The 18,721-nt window shown below is 34.9% G+C and carries 8 protein-coding genes and 1 tRNA gene; 2 read left to right on the top strand and 7 right to left on the bottom strand.

The features are described 5' to 3' along the window. Positions 1 to 343: 343 nt before the first annotated feature. The 5 genes from UABHE_RS18085 to UABHE_RS18105 all read right to left on the bottom strand — a co-directional run bounded on the left by UABHE_RS18085 (position 344) and on the right by UABHE_RS18105 (position 7,664). Positions 344 to 2,137, bottom strand: coding sequence for a serine/threonine-protein kinase (locus tag UABHE_RS18085; protein ID WP_372364637.1), 1,794 nt, complete (start codon positions 2,135 to 2,137; stop codon positions 344 to 346). Positions 2,138 to 2,140: 3 nt separating this feature from the next. Further along, positions 2,141 to 5,080, bottom strand: coding sequence for a tetratricopeptide repeat protein (locus tag UABHE_RS18090; protein WP_372364638.1), 2,940 nt, complete (start codon positions 5,078 to 5,080; stop codon positions 2,141 to 2,143). A gap of 217 nt (positions 5,081 to 5,297) precedes the next feature. Continuing rightward, the gene (locus UABHE_RS18095; RefSeq protein ID WP_372364639.1) at positions 5,298 to 5,912 is read right to left on the bottom strand and encodes an ATP-dependent Clp protease proteolytic subunit; all 615 of its coding nucleotides are present in this window, start codon (positions 5,910 to 5,912) and stop codon (positions 5,298 to 5,300) included. Between the two features lie 12 nt (positions 5,913 to 5,924). Continuing rightward, complete coding sequence (gene tig, locus UABHE_RS18100) at positions 5,925 to 7,331, bottom strand: trigger factor (protein ID WP_372364640.1); 1,407 nt, start codon at positions 7,329 to 7,331, stop codon at positions 5,925 to 5,927. A gap of 260 nt (positions 7,332 to 7,591) precedes the next feature. Then, positions 7,592 to 7,664: transfer RNA gene (locus UABHE_RS18105), tRNA-Gly, on the bottom strand. 210 nt (positions 7,665 to 7,874) lie between these two features. On the opposite strand from UABHE_RS18105, the gene UABHE_RS18110 reads away from it, so the two are divergent. Further along, positions 7,875 to 13,931 carry a hypothetical protein gene (locus UABHE_RS18110; protein WP_372364642.1) on the top strand — a complete coding sequence of 2,019 codons (6,057 nt, stop codon included), beginning with the start codon at positions 7,875 to 7,877 and terminating at the stop codon, positions 13,929 to 13,931. Positions 13,932 to 14,111: 180 nt separating this feature from the next. Then, positions 14,112 to 14,846: a small multi-drug export protein gene (locus tag UABHE_RS18115; RefSeq protein WP_372364643.1), complete on the top strand. Its 735-nt coding sequence runs from the start codon at positions 14,112 to 14,114 to the stop codon at positions 14,844 to 14,846. 96 nt (positions 14,847 to 14,942) lie between these two features. On the opposite strand, the gene UABHE_RS18120 is transcribed toward UABHE_RS18115, so the two are convergent. Beyond that, entirely contained in the window at positions 14,943 to 17,213 is a 2,271-nt protein-coding gene (locus UABHE_RS18120) for a hypothetical protein (protein WP_372364645.1), read from the bottom strand. Positions 17,214 to 17,222: 9 nt separating this feature from the next. Continuing rightward, a complete protein-coding gene (locus UABHE_RS18125; RefSeq protein WP_372364646.1) occupies positions 17,223 to 18,017 on the bottom strand; it encodes a hypothetical protein in 795 nt (264 codons plus the stop codon). Between the last annotated feature and the right edge of the window lie 704 nt (positions 18,018 to 18,721).

The raw sequence follows: 18,721 nt of genomic DNA on the forward strand, positions 1-18,721 counted from the left end.
ATCTTGTGATTTGTAAAGGGGGATTATCTTTGTGTAGCACCCTTGGCTAGTGATGTTCTCTGTCTCTCAAGGACAGTTTGCTCTTCTACTTGCTTCGCAAACCAAAAACATTTTGTTTTTTACAAAGTAGACGCATGATTCCTCTCCTGTGGAAGAGGAAAGCTTGCGAAGCAAGCGAGGTGAGGGCATCGCATAAAGACGATCTTCTTAGCAAGGTGAGGTGCATCACATAAAAATAATCCCACCTTTAAACAATTTATAAGATTACACACTTTTATTTTAGCATATCTATTTATCGGCACAAAGCTTTTTGTTGTGAAACATCGGCTTTCTGGCGAAAATATTACAATAATTTACCTAGAACAAAACTTATTGTTGCGATTGCGATAGCAATTGCGATATGAGTATTATTCTTCTTGGCAACATTATTACTATTGTTAGTATCACTAGCTCTTACTTCTTGTAGTTTCACTTTTAGGCGCTCTGCGTCCTCGCGATTGTTCATGTCGCTCATAACGCGTTCTGCTAAGTTGAAATCTTTGTGAAAAATCGCTATTTCACAGTAGAGAACAAAACCTTCGCGTTGCCCTGTAATCGCAGCAGGGTTTTTAGGCCAGATACGCAGAGCTTCGTTGAAGCCAAATAGTGCTCTTGAAATTGGACAATATGGATTGGGAATTTTTTTGCGCACTTCTTCAATACTGTATTTGCTCAGATCTTTTAGTACATTGCGACCAAATTCTAAAAATTCTTGCGCTTCTTTTGCTATATTGATACTTTCCCAGTGCTGCAAGAATTTATGGATAGCGTCTTGCAGTTCTTCTACGCTGCGATAGCGATCCTCGGGATCTTTTTGCAAAGTTTTGTAGCAAATATCGCGCAGTTCTTGTGGGATTTTATTTGAAATTTTGGGCATATGCCCTTCGGAAGACAAACGAATACTTTCCCAAATATTACCACTGTGATGTGGTGCTTTACCCATTAGAATATAGTAGAGAATTCCTCCCAGTAAATAAATATCAGTCCACGGGCCAATTTTTTCCCCGTGACCGTTTGCAAGTTCAGGAGCCATGTAATTTGGAGTTCCCATTGGCATATCGACGGATGTTTTATATAAAGTGGGTGCATTTTCGCTTTTGTCAAGGCTTACTGCTATTCCCCAATCCATTAAAAACACTTCTCCAAACTCTCCGACCATGATGTTCGCTGGCTTCAAATCATTGTGTACTATTCTTTTGCTGTGGGCATAGGCTAAAGCGTCACTTACGCGCAGTAAAATTTCAAGATGTTTTTGGACGTAATCAGGACATCCTTGTTGAGCTTTTTCGTCGTTAAATAATTGTTTCCAACTTTTCCCACGAACAAGTTTCATCGTGAGCAGTGGATTTCCTTCAACATCTATTCCTAGCTCGTGAATAGGAATAATATTTGGATGATCGAGGAAGGCTGTTACACGCGCTTCCATCACAAACTTTTTTTTACTCACTTCGTCGTCTTCATCATGTAAACGCTTAATTGCTATTTCTCGTCGAAGGCTGTTTTGCTTACCTTTGAGAATAATTCCCATTCCGCCGCGTGCGATTTCTTGATAAATTTGTAGTGCCGAAGAAGTGTTTTCGCTAAGATTTTGTGCTGACAAAGAAATGGTCTCATCGGCTATGTAGTCAATTGGTTGTGGAGCTTCAAATGAATCGACAATATCTGGCGTTTCTACCATGGTAATATTTGAAATTTTGTCATCGACTACTGTTGCCATGGTTTCATCTACTTCGGTGAGATCACTTATTTTTGGAATTTCTTCTGTTTTATCAGCAAAAGTACATACTGTTTCATCGCGAAAACTTTCAGAACCAGCAACCACTGTTTCATCCCAAAGGCTATCAGAACGATCTCCGCCTACTGCCATTGGTTCTGTTGCTGCCATGTCATCTATTTCGCTAAAAGAAATATTACCAATGCTGATTGTATCTTCTTTTAAAGAAGAGGAAACATCTTCACCCTTGCACTGGATAGTGACTGTTGGGAGATCATCAAGACTGGTATTTGTCACTTTATCGGTTTTATATGTAAGGTCAGCGTTTTCCATTGCGGCACTGTTTACAATTGTTTTCCAAGTATTTTGCAGTTCGCTATTCACACTTCACTCCTTTGTTGTTTGTTCTTTGTAGATTTGAAGATGTTTCAGAGATAGATCGGTTTTTCCGGTTTTGTGGTATAAACCAGAGAGTAATTCATGAGCTTGATGATATTCAAAGCGATACTCTATTGCTTTTTTTACGTAGGAAATTGCTTGTTGGTAATCTTGGCGTTCTTTGGAAATAACCGCAAGCCAATAATAACTCTCCGGCGCATTAGCAACAGTAGAAATGATTGCTTTGTATAGTTTCTCTGCACGATTTAAATCTTTGCGCCTTATTGCATTTTCTGCTTTTTCATATAGTATCTTAAGACGTATGAGTTTAAAGTTCTCTATAGATTTTTGTAGATCTTTCACACGCGCTTGTATGCGTTTTTTTTCTTCTAGATCAGAGGACATTGTGACAAAATTTTTAAAATGTTTTACTGTTAATTGGAATTTTTTCTGCGCTTGGTATTCGTAACCTTTTCCCAGTTCAACCAAAGCAAAACCTTCTCTGGAGCGTGGATCACTAGGGTCAATTTTTTGTACTTGTTTATAGTGTTGATGTGCTTTTTCCCATTTTTTTCTTTTTAAAAAAATAGTGCCAATAAGCAAGTTTGCTTCAAGGTGTTGCGGATCATTTTCAATAGCTTTTTCGAGAGCTTTTGCACCTTCCTCTACTTTTTTGTTGTTAAGTAATTCTTTTCCTTCTTCATAATACAAAGAACCTAGAAATTTTTTATCTGGCTGTGATAGTTTTTCAAAATTTTTAATTGCTTCGGCAAATCTTTTTTCTTTTGCGAGAATCTTGCATAAACGTACAACAACAGCGATAGAATATTTTTCGCGAAGTTGTTTGTACAATTCTCTGATCACGCGATCGTTTACGATGGAAACTGCTGCTTGGATGTAACCTACTTCTTCACCAGCAATGGGATCGATTACTTTCTTCGCTTCTTCCCACTTTCCTATAGCAGTGAGAGTAATCGCTAAATAACTAAGACCTTCTTTGTTTTTTGGAATTAAACGCAAAACTCTTTCATAGTAATCTTGCGCTTCGCTATATTTCTTTAATTTGTGATAAATTTTACCTGTTTCTAGAAGAGCTTCAACCGAATTTTTATCTAAAGCTAATGATTGTTCTAATCGCTTGAGGGCAAGACGAAATTTACCTTTTTGGACAAGTAGTTTTGCCTGCTTTATGTATTTTTCCTGAGCGCCTACTCGTATTTGATTTTGTTTTATACTATCATAATACTGCTGTGCTTTGCGAAAATGAGGATACTGTGAAGTAATTTTTTGTAATGTAGAAAGCGCTGTAACATAGTCTTCTTCGAGATAAAATAATTGCGCTTGGTAAAAGCGTATTTCTATATTGTTTGGGTATTTAGTAAAAGCGTACTTTAACCACTGGCGTACTTTTTTAAAATTATTTTGGTCATTGGTACGCAAGTATGTGGCAATTAAAAATTGTAATTCTTGTAGGTTGTGACTACGATTTTCTATATATTTTGAGCAGATAGTTGCTGCTTGTTCGAGCTCTCCATCATCGTTGGCAATGTAAGCTTGGAGTAATTTGTATTCTATTGATTCTTTAGGTATTTTTTGAGTAATTTTGCGCCCAGCGATAGCATAATTGATTCGAAAATAAAACTGAGCAATTTGATAAAGGCTTTCTAGCTCTTGGGTGTCGCACTTTATATTCTCTTCATCTTCAACTTTATGCTTTAGGATGGTATCGACGTTTTGAGGTATATTTTTTAAGAAAACAGCTATCGCTTCATTACAATAAACTAAAGACCAGTGTGAGCTTTCAACGAGGGTACGGCATAAATCAGTGGAATAAGCTAAGCGGTGGTCAATAGTTGCTGATGTGAACTTGTAGCGATTTGCTATTTCTTTGAAAGAGGAAGGGTTATGACGAATAATTTTCTCAATATTGTTTATAGAATTGGCATATGTTTGTTGTTTATCAATAAATACTTGTTGTCTAGAAAAAAAACTAAGGCGACCTCCACATGAAGAATCGTTGTACATTCGAGATAACGAGTCTTTCTTTATTGATATTTTAAAGCGTTCTGCACTTGTGCTTTGCTTAAAGTTTACTGTATGCCAAACAAATACACTCAAGAACAATGTACAAAGTATGATTTGTTGTTTTGGAAACAAGACTGTGCGTTTTTCAAGAAGTATGCCATATATAAAGATCGCAGCAATTGTCCATACGGGATAAATAAAACTAATCGCTAATAATAAAAATGCCTGAAGTATTTTTTTATGGTCTTTTATATGATAAATAAATGCTGTGGCAAAAGCAATCCACCATACAGGCCAATGAAACAACGAAATATTTGTTAGTGACCAATTTGCTTTAATCGCAGGAACCCACACTGATAAAGAGTACGGGGAAATAAAACAACAAACTAAAAGCACCAGAGATAAATAGATTGCTTGGCGAAATTTATGTTGTGACCATAATAGAATAAACGCCAAAAATGGTATAAAAACAAAGCTGGGATGGCTGTTCACCCAAATCATTTGCAGTGGTATTAAATACCACAATTGATTTTTGCGAAAAAATCGTACCGTAAGTGCTATAAAAATAAAGAGAAGGTTATGTTCACTGCAAGTTAAAACAGGATAGATTGCTGTAGAGAGAAGAATAAACAAGGGGATGTGAAAACCAAAAGACAGTATAAAAGCACTTGTCCACATTAAAGTGGCAACAACCACCCATCCCCATTCTCCCCAGAGTTGATAGCCTTGGTAAACAATAACATCGTACAACCAAAAAAGATTTGCTTGTTTGGGTTCCAAAAAAGATATTTGTTCATAGCCTAGTTTTTGTGATGATTCCCAGCTCATATAACCTTTACTCATATGAGAGTATAAGGTATCATCTAACATCGGAGTAATGAACAAAATGCTCGAAAGTAAAAGTAACAGTTTAAATTTTCTCATAGGATCTCCAAACCAGACATATACCGTATGTTGTAGATAAAAATTTTGTGATTTGTATGATTGATGGAAAATCTTACTCGTGGTTTATTGGGAATGTAAGTTTGATTAGAGTAAGATATGAAGTAAATCTGCGCCTTGTGTAAAGCTTGGTTACACTCTAACTTTACCTTTTATGGTAAAGTTAGAGCGCTTTTTACTCTAAAAATAGTGAAAATTTCTAAGAGTTATCGTCTTCGTTTTCTTTTAAAGTTCCAACAACTTCATCAACAAGACCGTAGTCTTTTGCTTGTTGTGCGGACATATAAAAGTCACGATCAGAGTCTTTAGCAATGGCATCGATGTTTTTGCCGCTATGAGTAGCTACAATGCGATATAATGTATCTTTTAAACGCAGTATTTCTTCAGCATTAATCAAAATATCTTTTGCTGTTCCTCTTGCACCACCCCAAGGTTGATGTAACATAATACGCGCGTTGGGAAGTGCATGGCGCTTTCCTTTTGTTCCTCCAGCAAGTAAAATAGCACCCATACTTGCTGCTTGACCAATACAATAAGTAGCTACGTCACATTGTACAAATTGCATTGTGTCGTAGATAGCTAATCCTGCAGTAACAGATCCTCCAGGAGAATTGATGTACAAGCTAATATCTTGTTTCTTATTTTCCATTTGTAGAAAGAGCATTTGTGCAATAACAAGATTGGCTACATTTTCATCTATTCCAGAACCGATAAAAATAATGCGGTCTTTCAACAATCTAGAAAATATATCATAAGGGCGTTCACCGCGACCTGTTTGTTCGATAACAGTTGGTACTAAATAATTCCGTGTCATGCGTAAGAATCCTTATTTTTTATTTTTCTTTTTAGCAGTGTCTTTTTTCTTACTTTTTTCATCACTGCTTTTTTTGTTTTTGCTATCTTCTTTTTTGCTATCTTTTTTTGCTTCTTTTACTTCTACTTTAGCATTTTCGCGCAAAAACGCAAGGACTTTTTGATTCTTGAGCTGTCCGTAAATTTCATCCAACATTCCTTGTTGTTCGAACATTTTACGTAGCTCATGAGGCCATTGTCCTCCGCCTTGGTATTGAGCCATTTGATTTATGTAGTCATCCACTTCTCTGCGTGAAACTTCAATTTTTTGTTGCTCAGCAATGTGGTTGATTAGAAAAATTTCGCGTAACTGATGAATGGCATCATGACGTATCTTTTCTTCGTCAATCTCTTGTGCAGCGTCTTCATCGCTCTTGTTCTCTTCGCTCTTATCCTCTTCGCGGCTTAGCTTTCTTTTTTCTTCTTCAATCGCGGCATCTACTTGCTTTTGTAAAAAAGCTTCTGGTATCTCAATTTTAGTGCTTTCACCAAGTTGGTGTATGAGATCATGTTCTATTTTTGAGTTGAGTTGTTGTTCTTTATTACCTTTGATTTCATTGGTAATTTTTTCTTTTAGGTCGTCGACACTTTCTGTGTCCATTTCTTTTGCAAATTCGTCGTTTAACTCAGGAAGTTGCATACGCTTGATTTCAACTATTTTTATAGTGAGCTTTGATTTTTTACCGCGATGATCTTCTTGTTCAAAATCGTCAGGTATTGTGATATCTTTGTTCACGGTGTCGTCAATGCTATGCCCTGTTAAGTCTTCATCTGCTAATTTGATTCCTGCAACAAAAGGATGTTCAACAGAAACGTTGACACCTTCTTTTTTATAAATAGATTCTTCATCGCACAGCAATTCAACATCACAAATAAGAAAGTCTTTTTCTTCTGACTTACCTTTTTCGAGAGGTGCCCACTCTGATTTTCGTTCGCGGATTTGGTCGAGAACTTTATTGAGTTCTTCGTCGCTAATTTCAACTTCTTCTCTCTCCGCTGTTAAGCCTTTGTAGTCTTCTTCTTTAAGTTCGATTTGAGGATGGGTTTCCATTTCTACTTCAAATACAAACTCTTTATCTTTTTCTAAAGTTATTTTGTCAGGATCGATTTTCGGCTCTTCAAGAGGGCGAATGTTGTGTTCTTTTGTTAAGCTTTCAAATCCTTCTAGAAGATAATTTCTTTTTAATTCGTCTAAAATAGAATTTGCAAAGCGTTTTTCAATAATTCTTTGTGGAGTTTTTCCTGGACGAAAACCAGGAATGACAGCTTCTTTTCGGATTTCTGCTATTTTAGAATTATAGTCCTTTTTCACATTATCAATTGATTTTGAAAGTTTAATAGATTTGTGAGAAGGGCCTATATCTGTAATTGTAATTTCCATACTTTTTACCTTGATGATTTAAAATGGAGGGTTAATAGTGTTTTTTTTGATTACAATTTGATATTATTTCAAATATATCAGGGGATGTTGATATTTATAAGTTTATTTTGTGTGTAAATCATTGTGAAATATAGTTTTTTTAGTAAAAGAAGGTTCAACGACACTATATCCTACAAAACTACATAATAAACGAAGTTTAAATGTCGACACGTCCTAGATGAGATCTTTGGATTTTAATAAAGGGATGTGTAGAATTGTAAAGCGGGTGATGGGATTCGAACCCACGACCCCAAGCATGGCAAGCTTGTGCTCTAGCCGCTGAGCTACACCCGCGCAATTCAGGAAAGTATATATACCAAACATCAAAATAGATGTCAATAATAATAAAAAAAAAAAATTACATTTTCTTTGAAACATTCCTCTAGTATAATGATGGATAGCTTATAAAATATAGATAAAAGCGCTTTTGGGCTTTTTAGAAAATAGAAGTAATATTTTACCTCAAAATGTGGAGGTTTATTACTTTGCATTCTTGGAATCGACATGGACAACAGAAAAAAACAACGTATTATATCATCTTTTCCATTTCCTATTGGTTATGAGTATCAGGTTCTTGCCGTTGCAGAACTAAAATCCAGGGATGATTACTTGTGGTTGTTGTTACGAAGTAGTGATGTACTGTTAAAAGTTGTTGGTACAATTGCTTTATGCGATTATCTACAAAATCGAGAAGAGTTAAATGATCATGAGATTAATCGACATATTTTAGATGTAATAGAATATAATTCAGCGCACGCATGGCAAAAAATGTTAACAAAATTCACAAATCATGTTATTGCAAACCCCAATGGGTATTCAGTCCAGGAAATAAAAGACTTACAAACACCTACTTTTGAAATTTCCTCAACGCTTACTACTGATAACAAACCAAAACATAGTTGGCTTGAGGTGATGAATTTATTTGTAGAACTTGATCATGAATTATTTGTAGGTAAATATCAATTAAGCCTTCCATCTAAAGAAATTTTACAGAGTTATAGTAATCTATTAGAACAGGTACATTTTTATTGTAAGTTCTTGGAAAAATATGGAGTATATGTTCTTGTCAGTAAAGACGAACGTAAAACAAGAGGTTTTTTATGCTGCGGAACAAAAAGTAAACCAATAGGTATTCGTGGGATTTCAGACGAAAAGTGGCTTGATTATAAAGGACGACCTTTTTTATCGTACAAACAAAAACAAAATATTTCGTTATTTCCATATATTGCGCCCTTAGTACAACAAGTCGAAACAAAAAAAAGCTTCTCAGATTTACTATTTTTTGAAACTGTAGCTCAACATTCTCTTACTTATTTTAGCTATCGTCATTCGCGTATTGTTGACTATAAAGAGTGTTCCTCAAATGCATTGTTTCTTTTTCAAAAAGATATTAGATGGCTTAAAAATAATACTTTGCCACATGCAGAACAGGAAAAAAGTCAGGCTAGTGAAAGAGAATTTTCGGAAAAATGGAAAACTATTTATTGCGAAATCTTCGATTTTATTGCGAGTAAAGAAAGCCACTATCTATATATAAGTTCAGAAAGTGGTATGGGAAAAACGGCAATGGCGAATTTTTTACAATGCCATGAGCAAAAACTTCGTGATGAATTTCTTCTTTCTACAAAAACAATTGTTGTGTACTTCTTTTGTGAACATGAAAATTTTTATTCGTATATTGATTTTTTAAAAGAAATATACGGACAAATTCTCAAAAAAGTATTTACTTTAACAATAGAAAAAACAGAAGAACGCGTGAGTAAGTTGCCTCACGATAGTGAAGCAATGCTTGTGCATTTATTCGAACTTATGGAGAGAGCTAATAAAGAAGAGTTATCTCCTTACAACAAAAAGCTACTAATTGTTTGCGATGGATTATTTTCCGTAAACGAGTATGTCAAATATGCTATTGCGCCTTCGGTTTTACCGCCAAACATTTTCTGTTTATTTTTCATCAAAAAAGACACTAAAGCTCACTTTTTACGTTTTATAAATACCAGTAAAACTCCTATATACTCGTTAGACCGTAAAGTTTCATTCCTATTGACAGCTAAAGAGTTTTATAGATATATAGATACTTATTTTCCTACTTTTCGCGATGTTCATCAGCGAGATTTACTATACCAGAAAAGCAGTAATAATATCCTATATGTCAAATTTTGTTTAGAAGCGTATTATAAAAATTATTTACAAATCAGTAGTGATTTACCACAAGATATTAGTGAACTCTTTCGTCTTACTTGGGAAAATTTACCTAGCAAGCACAACTTCTTAGCCCAAAAAATTCTTGTTCTTGCTTCCATATCTCAGAGCTATATAACAGATAAAATGGTGGCTCAAATTTTTTCATCTAATAAAGATGAGATAAAGCGAGTCAAGTATAGCGTTAATGTTTTTCTGAACCACAAAAATTATAAATACACTATTTCTCATGAAGTCTACCGCAACTGTATTTTAAAGTTACTTAGTAACTACGACAAATCCAAATACCACGGAATGATAACAAATTACTACAAGCAGTTACTGGACCAAAATTTATTATCCGCAACTAAAGATAGTTTGTTAAACATCGCTTATCACTATAAAGAATCAAATAACAGCGATGCTCTATTTTCACTGGCTTTAAATAACGAGTTCAGGCAAGAAAAATTAAAACGGTTTAAGTCGTATCGTTTAGTTTTACGTGATTTACAACTAGCTTTAGATTTATGTTACAACAATAATGATTGGCAACAATTGTTTAAATTAAGTTCTGAATACTCATATGTTGTTCACCATTCCCTAAAAGGCGTTACACATACATTCCGTTATGCCGAAGATGGCGATTATACTTCGGCTGTTGAAATGGCAAGAAGTATGAGTGATGCGACTGAAGCATTTTCTGCGCTTTTAACTATTCTTCTTTTTGCTATAGAAAATGATGATTATTACGAAGTAGACTTCGTATTTGAAGCTCTAGAAGGAATCAAGGATAGTAGTATCAGTTATGTATCAGCAGGTTTAGAGCCCTTTGTTATCTACGTGTTGCAAAAAATATCCAAAACAAACATACTACCAATTCACACGATTATTGCAAAACATGGTTTAGTAGAATCAAATGCTGTTTCTCATCTTTTTGATATTCAATCTCAAGTGGATTTTAGTGAAAATCAATTGCAAATTTTTATTAGTAAAGTAATTCAAACTAGTGTACAACTGCATTCTGCTGATGAAAAATACGAAGTAATTGCAGAAGTAGTTCCTGTGCTTTATGAAATAAATTCATTAAAGGAATCGCCGGAAATTTGGCAACTTGTGACTACCTTACTTGATTCTATTAGTGATACTCTAATACAAACAGAATGCTGTATTATTATTGCTAAAACTCTTTCTATTGAGGATAGTCCGCGTATATTACAACCATATATTGAAAAATTTGTGAATACCATTGATCAAGATATTGTATTGTTAGCTAAATACGCTCAAATCTTAAATCATATGGACGATTTGGAAAGTGCAAAATATCAGTTAGAGCAAGCATTTATCATAATAAGTCAACAATCACAAGATCAACAATACGATTCTTATCTACAGGTTTTACCTATGATCTGTAGTATTGGCGATTTTGATAGCATGCGTATCTACTGGAAAAGATTGTTCTCGGCTTCGCAAAAAGAAATTAGCAACGACTCTCATGAAAAATTAATAAGTGAGGTTATTATTTATTTTGCACAAATACAAAAGTGGGATCATGTACTGTCTTTACTTGCGCAACTGCAACTTTTAAAACTGGATATTCGCACAAATACTTTTCTTCACTTGTCAACTCATCTTAAAAGCGTTATGGATAATTCTGCTCGTCAGTACTGGGAAGTTATTTTAGAACAAACAAAATCTCTCAAAGATGACAAAAAACGCCTTTCTATATTAGCTAATTGTGCTGATGGGTTATTCCATTTACAAATACTCGCGAGTGACTCTATTTGGAAAAAGTATCTCACAATTTGCGATTTGTTGAAGGATGTAGGACATGACGAGGATAAAAATAAAGCACTATCCTACTTAGCTTGTAAGATGGCTGAAAATGGTTATGGTAAGAACGCGCAAACAATTATATCGCGATTATCTCTGCCAAAATACCGAGCAAAACCTCTAACAAAACTTGCTTTATATAAAATTAAGCGTGGAGACTTTGCTGAAGCATTGAAATTCACTGAAGATATAGCTGATCCTTACGAACGTTATCACATATATCTCGAAACTTTAAAAAAGGCAGACAACATTAACTTTGTTGTTACGACAGTAACAAATGATGTCCAATCAGAGAATTACTCTGATGTTTTTCTTTTAGAAATTGTCGATGAACTTCTAAATCCGCAAAAAATAGACACTTCTAAAAATATTTGGCACGAAGTGTTTTCTTGGATGCCACATCTAAATGAAAGTGACAAAATAACTTTTATTCAAAAGTGTATTGAGAAATTGAGTGCGGTGTCTTATTACGAGAAAACAAAACTGTTATGGAGTTACATTTTTAAATCGGTAGCTGAGCTTGAAAATATTATCGTTCAATCGGATTTATATACCAATATATCTATCACTTTTGTCAGGTGGAATCAGCTTCAAGAATCTATCAAATATTTAGATCTTGCTCTTGAATGTTGTGAACGAATGGCCTTAGACAATAGGATTTATCATTTAGCAAAAATAGCAAGTCATTTTAGAGAAATGGGAGAAGAGACCCGGTGTAATGATATTCTAAAAATTATTGATTATGAGATTTGGCAAAATAGGTCGCAAATTAAAGATATATATACTTACATTGTTTATTTATTTAACAGTAGTTGCAGTGATTTAGCTCAGTCACTTTTAGAAAAAAGTATACTTGTAAATGTTGAACTTCATGAAGAATCTCCTGAAATTGATATTTTAACAAAAATAATGGATTTATGTATAGATGCGAAAGAGCACTCTGCTGCAAGAGGAATTTTCTTTCAAATACTTCCTATGTTATATAAACGTGGCCATGATAATTTATCGAATTATGATTTCCTGCGGTTACTGCCTAAAATGAAGAAACAAGTAGATGTTACCGAGTTATGGAAACAAGCTCAGTCTATTGTACTTAATTTTTCGAAGGTTTCTTTTCAGCAACGTTATATCGAAGCGCTTAGCGAGACAGTATCTTTATTAGATAACTACGAAGATGCGAGAGATTTATGGGAAAAACTGTTAATAGATTCGCGTTATGTAGGTAAAGGTGTTGATGTAATTCGCACCATGGCTATGGCTGGAAAACAAATGCTCACAATTGCTCCTTGGGAGAGTTTTGCGGAAAGTTTTGCGTATTGTGTTGATTTATTAAGTGATTTAGACTCTGAATATGAGAAAGCCTCTGCGCTGCAACACCTAACTGATACTGTCCTTAGTGCTTCCGATTTTTCTGTGAGAAGTGATATTTGGCAAGATTTTAAGCGAATACCCGTATCGTGGAAACGTGAAGATTGTAAGAATAATGCATATATTTCTTTATCTAAATCACTTGTTGAAAATGCTAATACCGGTATTAAAAGGATCTTTTTCTCCGAGGCGGAGCAGTTAGCAAATCGCGTATCTAAATCGCAACAGATCTGTGAAATATATTTGCTTTTAGTCGATAAGTATTATGAGTGTGGAATGACACAAGAAGCAAATCGAACTATTGAAAAAACAATTGATACAGGACAAAGTTTAGGTAAATTTTATCAAACTACTATTTTACCTCAAATTATTCAACTATACGCTAAAAACGCTAATTGGGAAAATGTATGGCTTGAGTTTAAAGGAATTACAAACAGTACTCTTCGCACAAATTTACTCTTCTACTTTATCGATATTATCGATGAAGAAAATAAAGATAGTGTATTGCAAAAAATTATTGAAATCGTTGAGGATAACGATATTGGAAATGGCGATTATTTCGTTGCACATGTTCGTACAACAAAATATTTACATGACGAAAAGCAAATATTACTTTTTTTAGAGAAAGCTACGGAATCTTGGGGTAGTATCAAAGAAGATAATGACAAAAAAAATGTAATAGATCTTATTAGTAATTTTATTGCTGAAGTATCTATATCTAAAGAAATGTGGCAAAAATTTATTAATATAAGTCTTTCAATAGAACAGGATGCGTATCGTTTTTTAGCACTACAAAAAATAGCATTCGCTATTCTACAAACGCCGTATTATACTTTGATTGATGATATTTTAGAGGGAGTTCCTGTTTCCGATATAAAAATTCAAATTCTTGAGCGATATGTTGAAAAAATTTACCTGCAATCGCCAGAAAAAGTATTTGAAATGATTAGACAAGAAAACGGTGATGCCCAAATCAATATCGCTAGAAAAGTTGTTCAAAAGGCTGGTAAAGCAAAAGACCAACAAACACTTTTGCGCATTTTGGTAGAATGTCCAGGAAGTTTCTCTCTTAACACTCTTGTTGTGAGTGAAATACTTAAAATTACTTTGCAAAGAGAGAGCCAAGAATCCTTTCAAAGTATGTTAGAAGCAACTCTTGATATTTGGGAGATACAATTTTAAGCGGTTGTTCGTGACTAAACTCTTTGTTTATTTTTCAATGTTCCGCCCTGGGTTAACATGTAGAATACTTTTCAGCGCTATTATCCAATTCAAAACAACAAAGGAAGAACTTATTTCTCAAGTAGAATAAGTCGATGGCATTGGCCATGAGTGTGAACGATTTTATATAGAAAGTCAAAAATGCCTAATTCTGTTACAGAAACAGTAAGACCTGTTCCAAAAATTGTAACGCAAATTTTTATCTTATTGTCTCTTTTGATTGCAACAAAGCTTGCACTCGTTGCTATTCGTCATTTTTACACACCAGATCATGCAGTGCAAGTTGCTTATCTTTCTGTATTATCATTTTTTGCAATGGGAAAATTTATTATTTTTGCTCCTGTTGTTCCGCTAGAGTCTTTAAATTTCGAGCTTTTGTTTTCTCCCTACGAATTAGCGACAATGGTTGTTTATATGGACACAGCAGTTGCTTTTCTCATTGTATACAACTTTCATATGTTGAAGAAAGTATATTTTATAGGTAAAAAACTAGAGCGAGTACAAGAAGATTCTTATTATTTGCTTAAATCAAGTACGTGGATGTATGATTTTGCTATTTTAGGTATCGTATTATTTGTTAGTTTTCCAATAGCAGGAACGGGTGCGGTTGGAGCAGCTTTTTTAGCTAGTATACTTGGTTTTTCAAGGCTTGTGTCCATTTTTTGGATTTTTATAGGGTCTATAATAGGCTGTTTTGGTTTAGCGGTAGGTGCTGTATATTTTGAATCTAAGTTGAAAACTTTCTTAGAAAGCCCGGTGTTCTTTTTCTCGTCGATTGGGCTTTTTGTGATATTGATTATTTTCACTGGATGGAAGATGAAACGCATGATAGCGCAGCAGCGAAAACTAGATATCGATGAAAAGATAGTTTCGTAAAAAATTGTAGGGACACCCTTTATGGGTGTCCACAATTTGCTTTAGATTTTTAATACGAGTATCACAAGAGGTCTACATCTTTGTGAATGTATGAATTTATTTAGATTTACGTATAGATTCGCCCATTTTTGTAATACAACTCTTTATAACAGCATGAGCTTTAGGAGTTCGTAAACGATTGAATCTCCAGAAGAATTTTACTTTTTTGTAGATCACAGCAAGAAAGTCTAAGGGAATTTCACCTATAAGAGGAATATTTAGAGAACCAAAAGTACGGCGGTTGCGGCAAAGAAGAACGACCCATGTTTCACCTAGCAAATCATCATACAATTGTGCTAAATCATAACGACCAATTTCTGACAATGTTTTCATCGCCTCTTTGTACAAACTTACAGCAGCTGTACCTTCCGAATCATACAATGCTTTTGCTAGTCGCGCGAAAATAAGTGCATTTTCGCGGTATTTGTCGTGGTATTCGTAAGATAGTAAGCAACGTTCATCGTGGTGCTTGATTTGTATTTTGTCACCATTAGGAGATTTCAAGGTCTGCATTGCAAAACTACCATTAGTAAGTTCATCATCTAATAACTTTGCAAATAGATTAAAAAATTCTTCTGCGTGGATTAAAAATTTTGCCCCTTGCATAAAAGTAATAAGCCCCATGTAAGAAAGTAAACCGTAGTCTCGCGGTTGCTCATGAAACCCTCTTTCAAAATATGACCAAGCCTCTATAATTTCTGCACGAGTGATGGATTTTGAGTTGTTTTTTCCTCCGTGTAGATAATATCGCCCCGCTTCGAGATGTAAAGTCCCGTGTTTAGGTAAAAGTCTAAGTAACTTTTCCAAAACAGTTTGTCGTAAAGAAGGAGAGTCTATTTGTTCTTTATTGCGTTCAATATAATCGATTAATTCGTATATCTCACGACAAGCTTTTTCGTCTTTCTCAGGAAGAACTACTTTACCGTGTGTTTGAAGTTCAAATAAATTATCGAGGGCTCTCTTGGCGCCTGAAAGTTCTATTTCATCTGCCATTAGTTTACGAACGACAATGTGTGTGGTGTTATCTACGATTCGCACTGGAATTTTGTGCTCTATTTTTTTTAGTGGCGCTATATCATCCATAAGTTTACTTGGAATGCGACCTGTGGCGTTTAAATCAGTGTTGCTCGTTGTGATATCAACTCCGCGGTACACTGCTTCTAAAGCTTCCTGAGTTTCCATATAATTTTCATACAGTAACCTTGCTTCTGTTGCGGCAACAGCATAAGAAATATAACAATCCTTGAGTGATGATATAAATTCGTGTTCCTTACGGCCAGGATTGAGATGATTAAGCGTTGTAGCAATACTATACGCATCTTTCAAGCGTCCTGCTTGTGCACATGAGAGTGCTTCCATTTTTATAGCATCAAGCAAACCTTTTTTGCGCGCTGCAAGGGATGAGATGTAAATATCTATAAATTTCAATGATGGATCTATCATTGACCCTTGGGAAGACAAGCATTTTGCATTTTTTAAATCGCCTTTTAACAAAGCGTCAATCGCTTGGTCAAAGCAATCAAGAGCTTTATCAAAATTTTGAGCATCAACAATACAGTTTTGTGGTTTTCCTCCGTATGCCAAACCATAAACTTGTCTCTTGTCAGTCCCGTCTATTCCAAGCTTATCCAAAATAGTTAAAAATATGCTTTTCTCAGCAAACGTGCTTGCAATTAATGACACTTCGTATTCAAAAGGATGTACTAGTATCAAGCGTCGAATAGGTATGTGCTTATTTTTTGGGATAAGTATGTCTAGAAAATGAGAAATAGTGACATCTACAGTGTTCTTAAATAGATCGTCTGTTGCTGCTTGAGAACGAGCTTTTCCTGTCCCAATAAGAGGCATACGCAAAGTAGATCCTGGTGGAAGTTTACCAAGTTCTTCGGCAAACATACCTAAAACAGTGTCTACTATTTTGCTATTGGTCTTGCCTGTCATCGGAGAAATACACCCTAGTAGTATCGAGTCGGTTTGTGAATTTAAACCTCCTGGGGAAATTCCACGAACAGAAGATACTTCCATAACTCCTTCCATACCACGACGAACACTGGGGTACTTATGCGGTTCACTTTTTTCAAATATCGTACGCATCACAGGTCCGTATGACTGATAAGGACGTGTATTACATGAAACGGCAAGAATAGAACAACGCGGTAAAGCAGTATCTGCAATGTCTGCTTTGGCGGCTACAACAACAGGTTCTGGAAACTTAGGAGCACCTAGTGAATCAAAATATGGGGAACCTATAGCGTGATGTATAGCTCCTGGACAATCGGTTAGATCGTTCATTTGCACTAAACACAATCGTTTTTTTAAATGAGACATAATAAAATCCTAGGAAAATTGTTCTATTACTTGTTCACACGTTGCTATTTCAAATTGCCCGGTAGAACCATCTCCAAGAGGATTAAAACTTTGCATGTAGTTAATAGCAACTTCGCGTTTTTCTGGTGCCAAAGGGTAAGTACAATCAGCGACATAAATTACATTAAATATAGAGGCAAGCATTAGCAAAACATTACGTAAATTACAAACTTCATCGCAAACGCCAAATATAATCAAATAAAATCTTCCTTGGCGACGAAGCTCCCAAAAAAGTTTATCAATAAAAGGACTACCAGGCGACATACAAAAATCATCTTTAAGAAATATGAGTTCTCGTTTTGGTTCTAAAATAGCTTCTGTTGGTAGTGCTGAATCAAACCAACGAATAAAAACTTTCTTACTTTTTGCAATGTTGATTTCATCAATTGCCTGCTGATCTTCTGTTCCGTAGCGACGATTTTTTTCGAGTAGTGCATGCGGTGGAAAAGTTCTTAGAAAATCAGGTTGTTCATCTTGACGTACAATTTCAAGAGAGTGGTAGCGTCGTCCATGAATAGACTCAATTACATGCGCATCTTGAAATTGTATTTGTGGTATTTTTTGATCAAATAGAAAACGGCGCAAATCACCCATTTTATGTGAAATGATGTCTAACTCGCTTTGTACTTGATTTTGCTCTAGCCCTTTTGTTTGAGCTTGAAATGTCGATATGGATAATTTGCCATCGGCTTTCATAAAAGTATTTAGGCAATCTACTGCAATCGCGGCGCAAATTTCGGGTTTTAGACAAGATAATAAAGACATTGTTCTACCTATTCATTATAGAGAATTTCCACTCTAGTACAATGTAACATTGATTGATAACCAAGGCTAATGTGCCGATATTCTTTGGTATGCGGTCTTCTCATGATTGCCAACCGCCACCCGTTCTCCCATGGAGAACATATGTAGTGCATGTTGTAAAATAGAAAACTATATGCCAATGCATCGCTTAAAAATACTATACTCGAGTTACTTATACTTAAAATAATATTTTTTCGTAATTTTTTGAGCAATTGGCGATTAGTCGATGTAAGGGACCCATTACTATTGTATTTTCTATGTTTTGGATTCAGTTAAGAATCAATCTTCCAAAGTACTAGGGCGTGTCGACATTTAACTTTCCAGCAAATTCGGCACTTTCGAATACTACCTTCGTTGTTTTTTCGTTATATAATAAAACTATGCGCCTTAAAAACGCCTTGCTATTATTCGAAATTACTTGAATTTCAAAAAAACCTAAATGTCGACACGCCCTAGTTTTATACCTTGAAAAATTAAACGATAGAAGCGTAGATAAAAGTTCTGGATACACCATTTTATCTTTCTACAATATGTTTGCAAGTCAAATAACTAAGCGACCTGACAAATAGTAGGTGCTTAGCTTAAAAGTATGTTTTGGTGATCTCAGTAGTTCTTTGTATGTTATCTTGGACGTGTAGTTTTGTGAAATGTTTGTTTTGTGGTTT

This window comes from Candidatus Uabimicrobium helgolandensis (assembly GCF_041508025.1).
Lineage (GTDB): Bacteria > Planctomycetota > Uabimicrobiia > Uabimicrobiales > Uabimicrobiaceae > Uabimicrobium > Uabimicrobium helgolandensis.

What these genes read in the sequence shown, in the direction of transcription:
- UABHE_RS18090 (WP_372364638.1), bottom strand. Translation starts at nt 5,080, where the DNA reads ATGAGAAAATTTAAACTGTTACTTTTACTTTCGAGCATTTTGTTCATT.
- UABHE_RS18095 (WP_372364639.1), bottom strand. Translation starts at nt 5,912, where the DNA reads ATGACACGGAATTATTTAGTACCAACTGTTATCGAACAAACAGGTCGC.
- tig (WP_372364640.1), bottom strand. Translation starts at nt 7,331, where the DNA reads ATGGAAATTACAATTACAGATATAGGCCCTTCTCACAAATCTATTAAA.
- UABHE_RS18110 (WP_372364642.1), top strand. Translation starts at nt 7,875, where the DNA reads ATGGACAACAGAAAAAAACAACGTATTATATCATCTTTTCCATTTCCT.
- UABHE_RS18115 (WP_372364643.1), top strand. Translation starts at nt 14,112, where the DNA reads ATGCCTAATTCTGTTACAGAAACAGTAAGACCTGTTCCAAAAATTGTA.
- UABHE_RS18120 (WP_372364645.1), bottom strand. Translation starts at nt 17,213, where the DNA reads ATGTCTCATTTAAAAAAACGATTGTGTTTAGTGCAAATGAACGATCTA.
- UABHE_RS18125 (WP_372364646.1), bottom strand. Translation starts at nt 18,017, where the DNA reads ATGTCTTTATTATCTTGTCTAAAACCCGAAATTTGCGCCGCGATTGCA.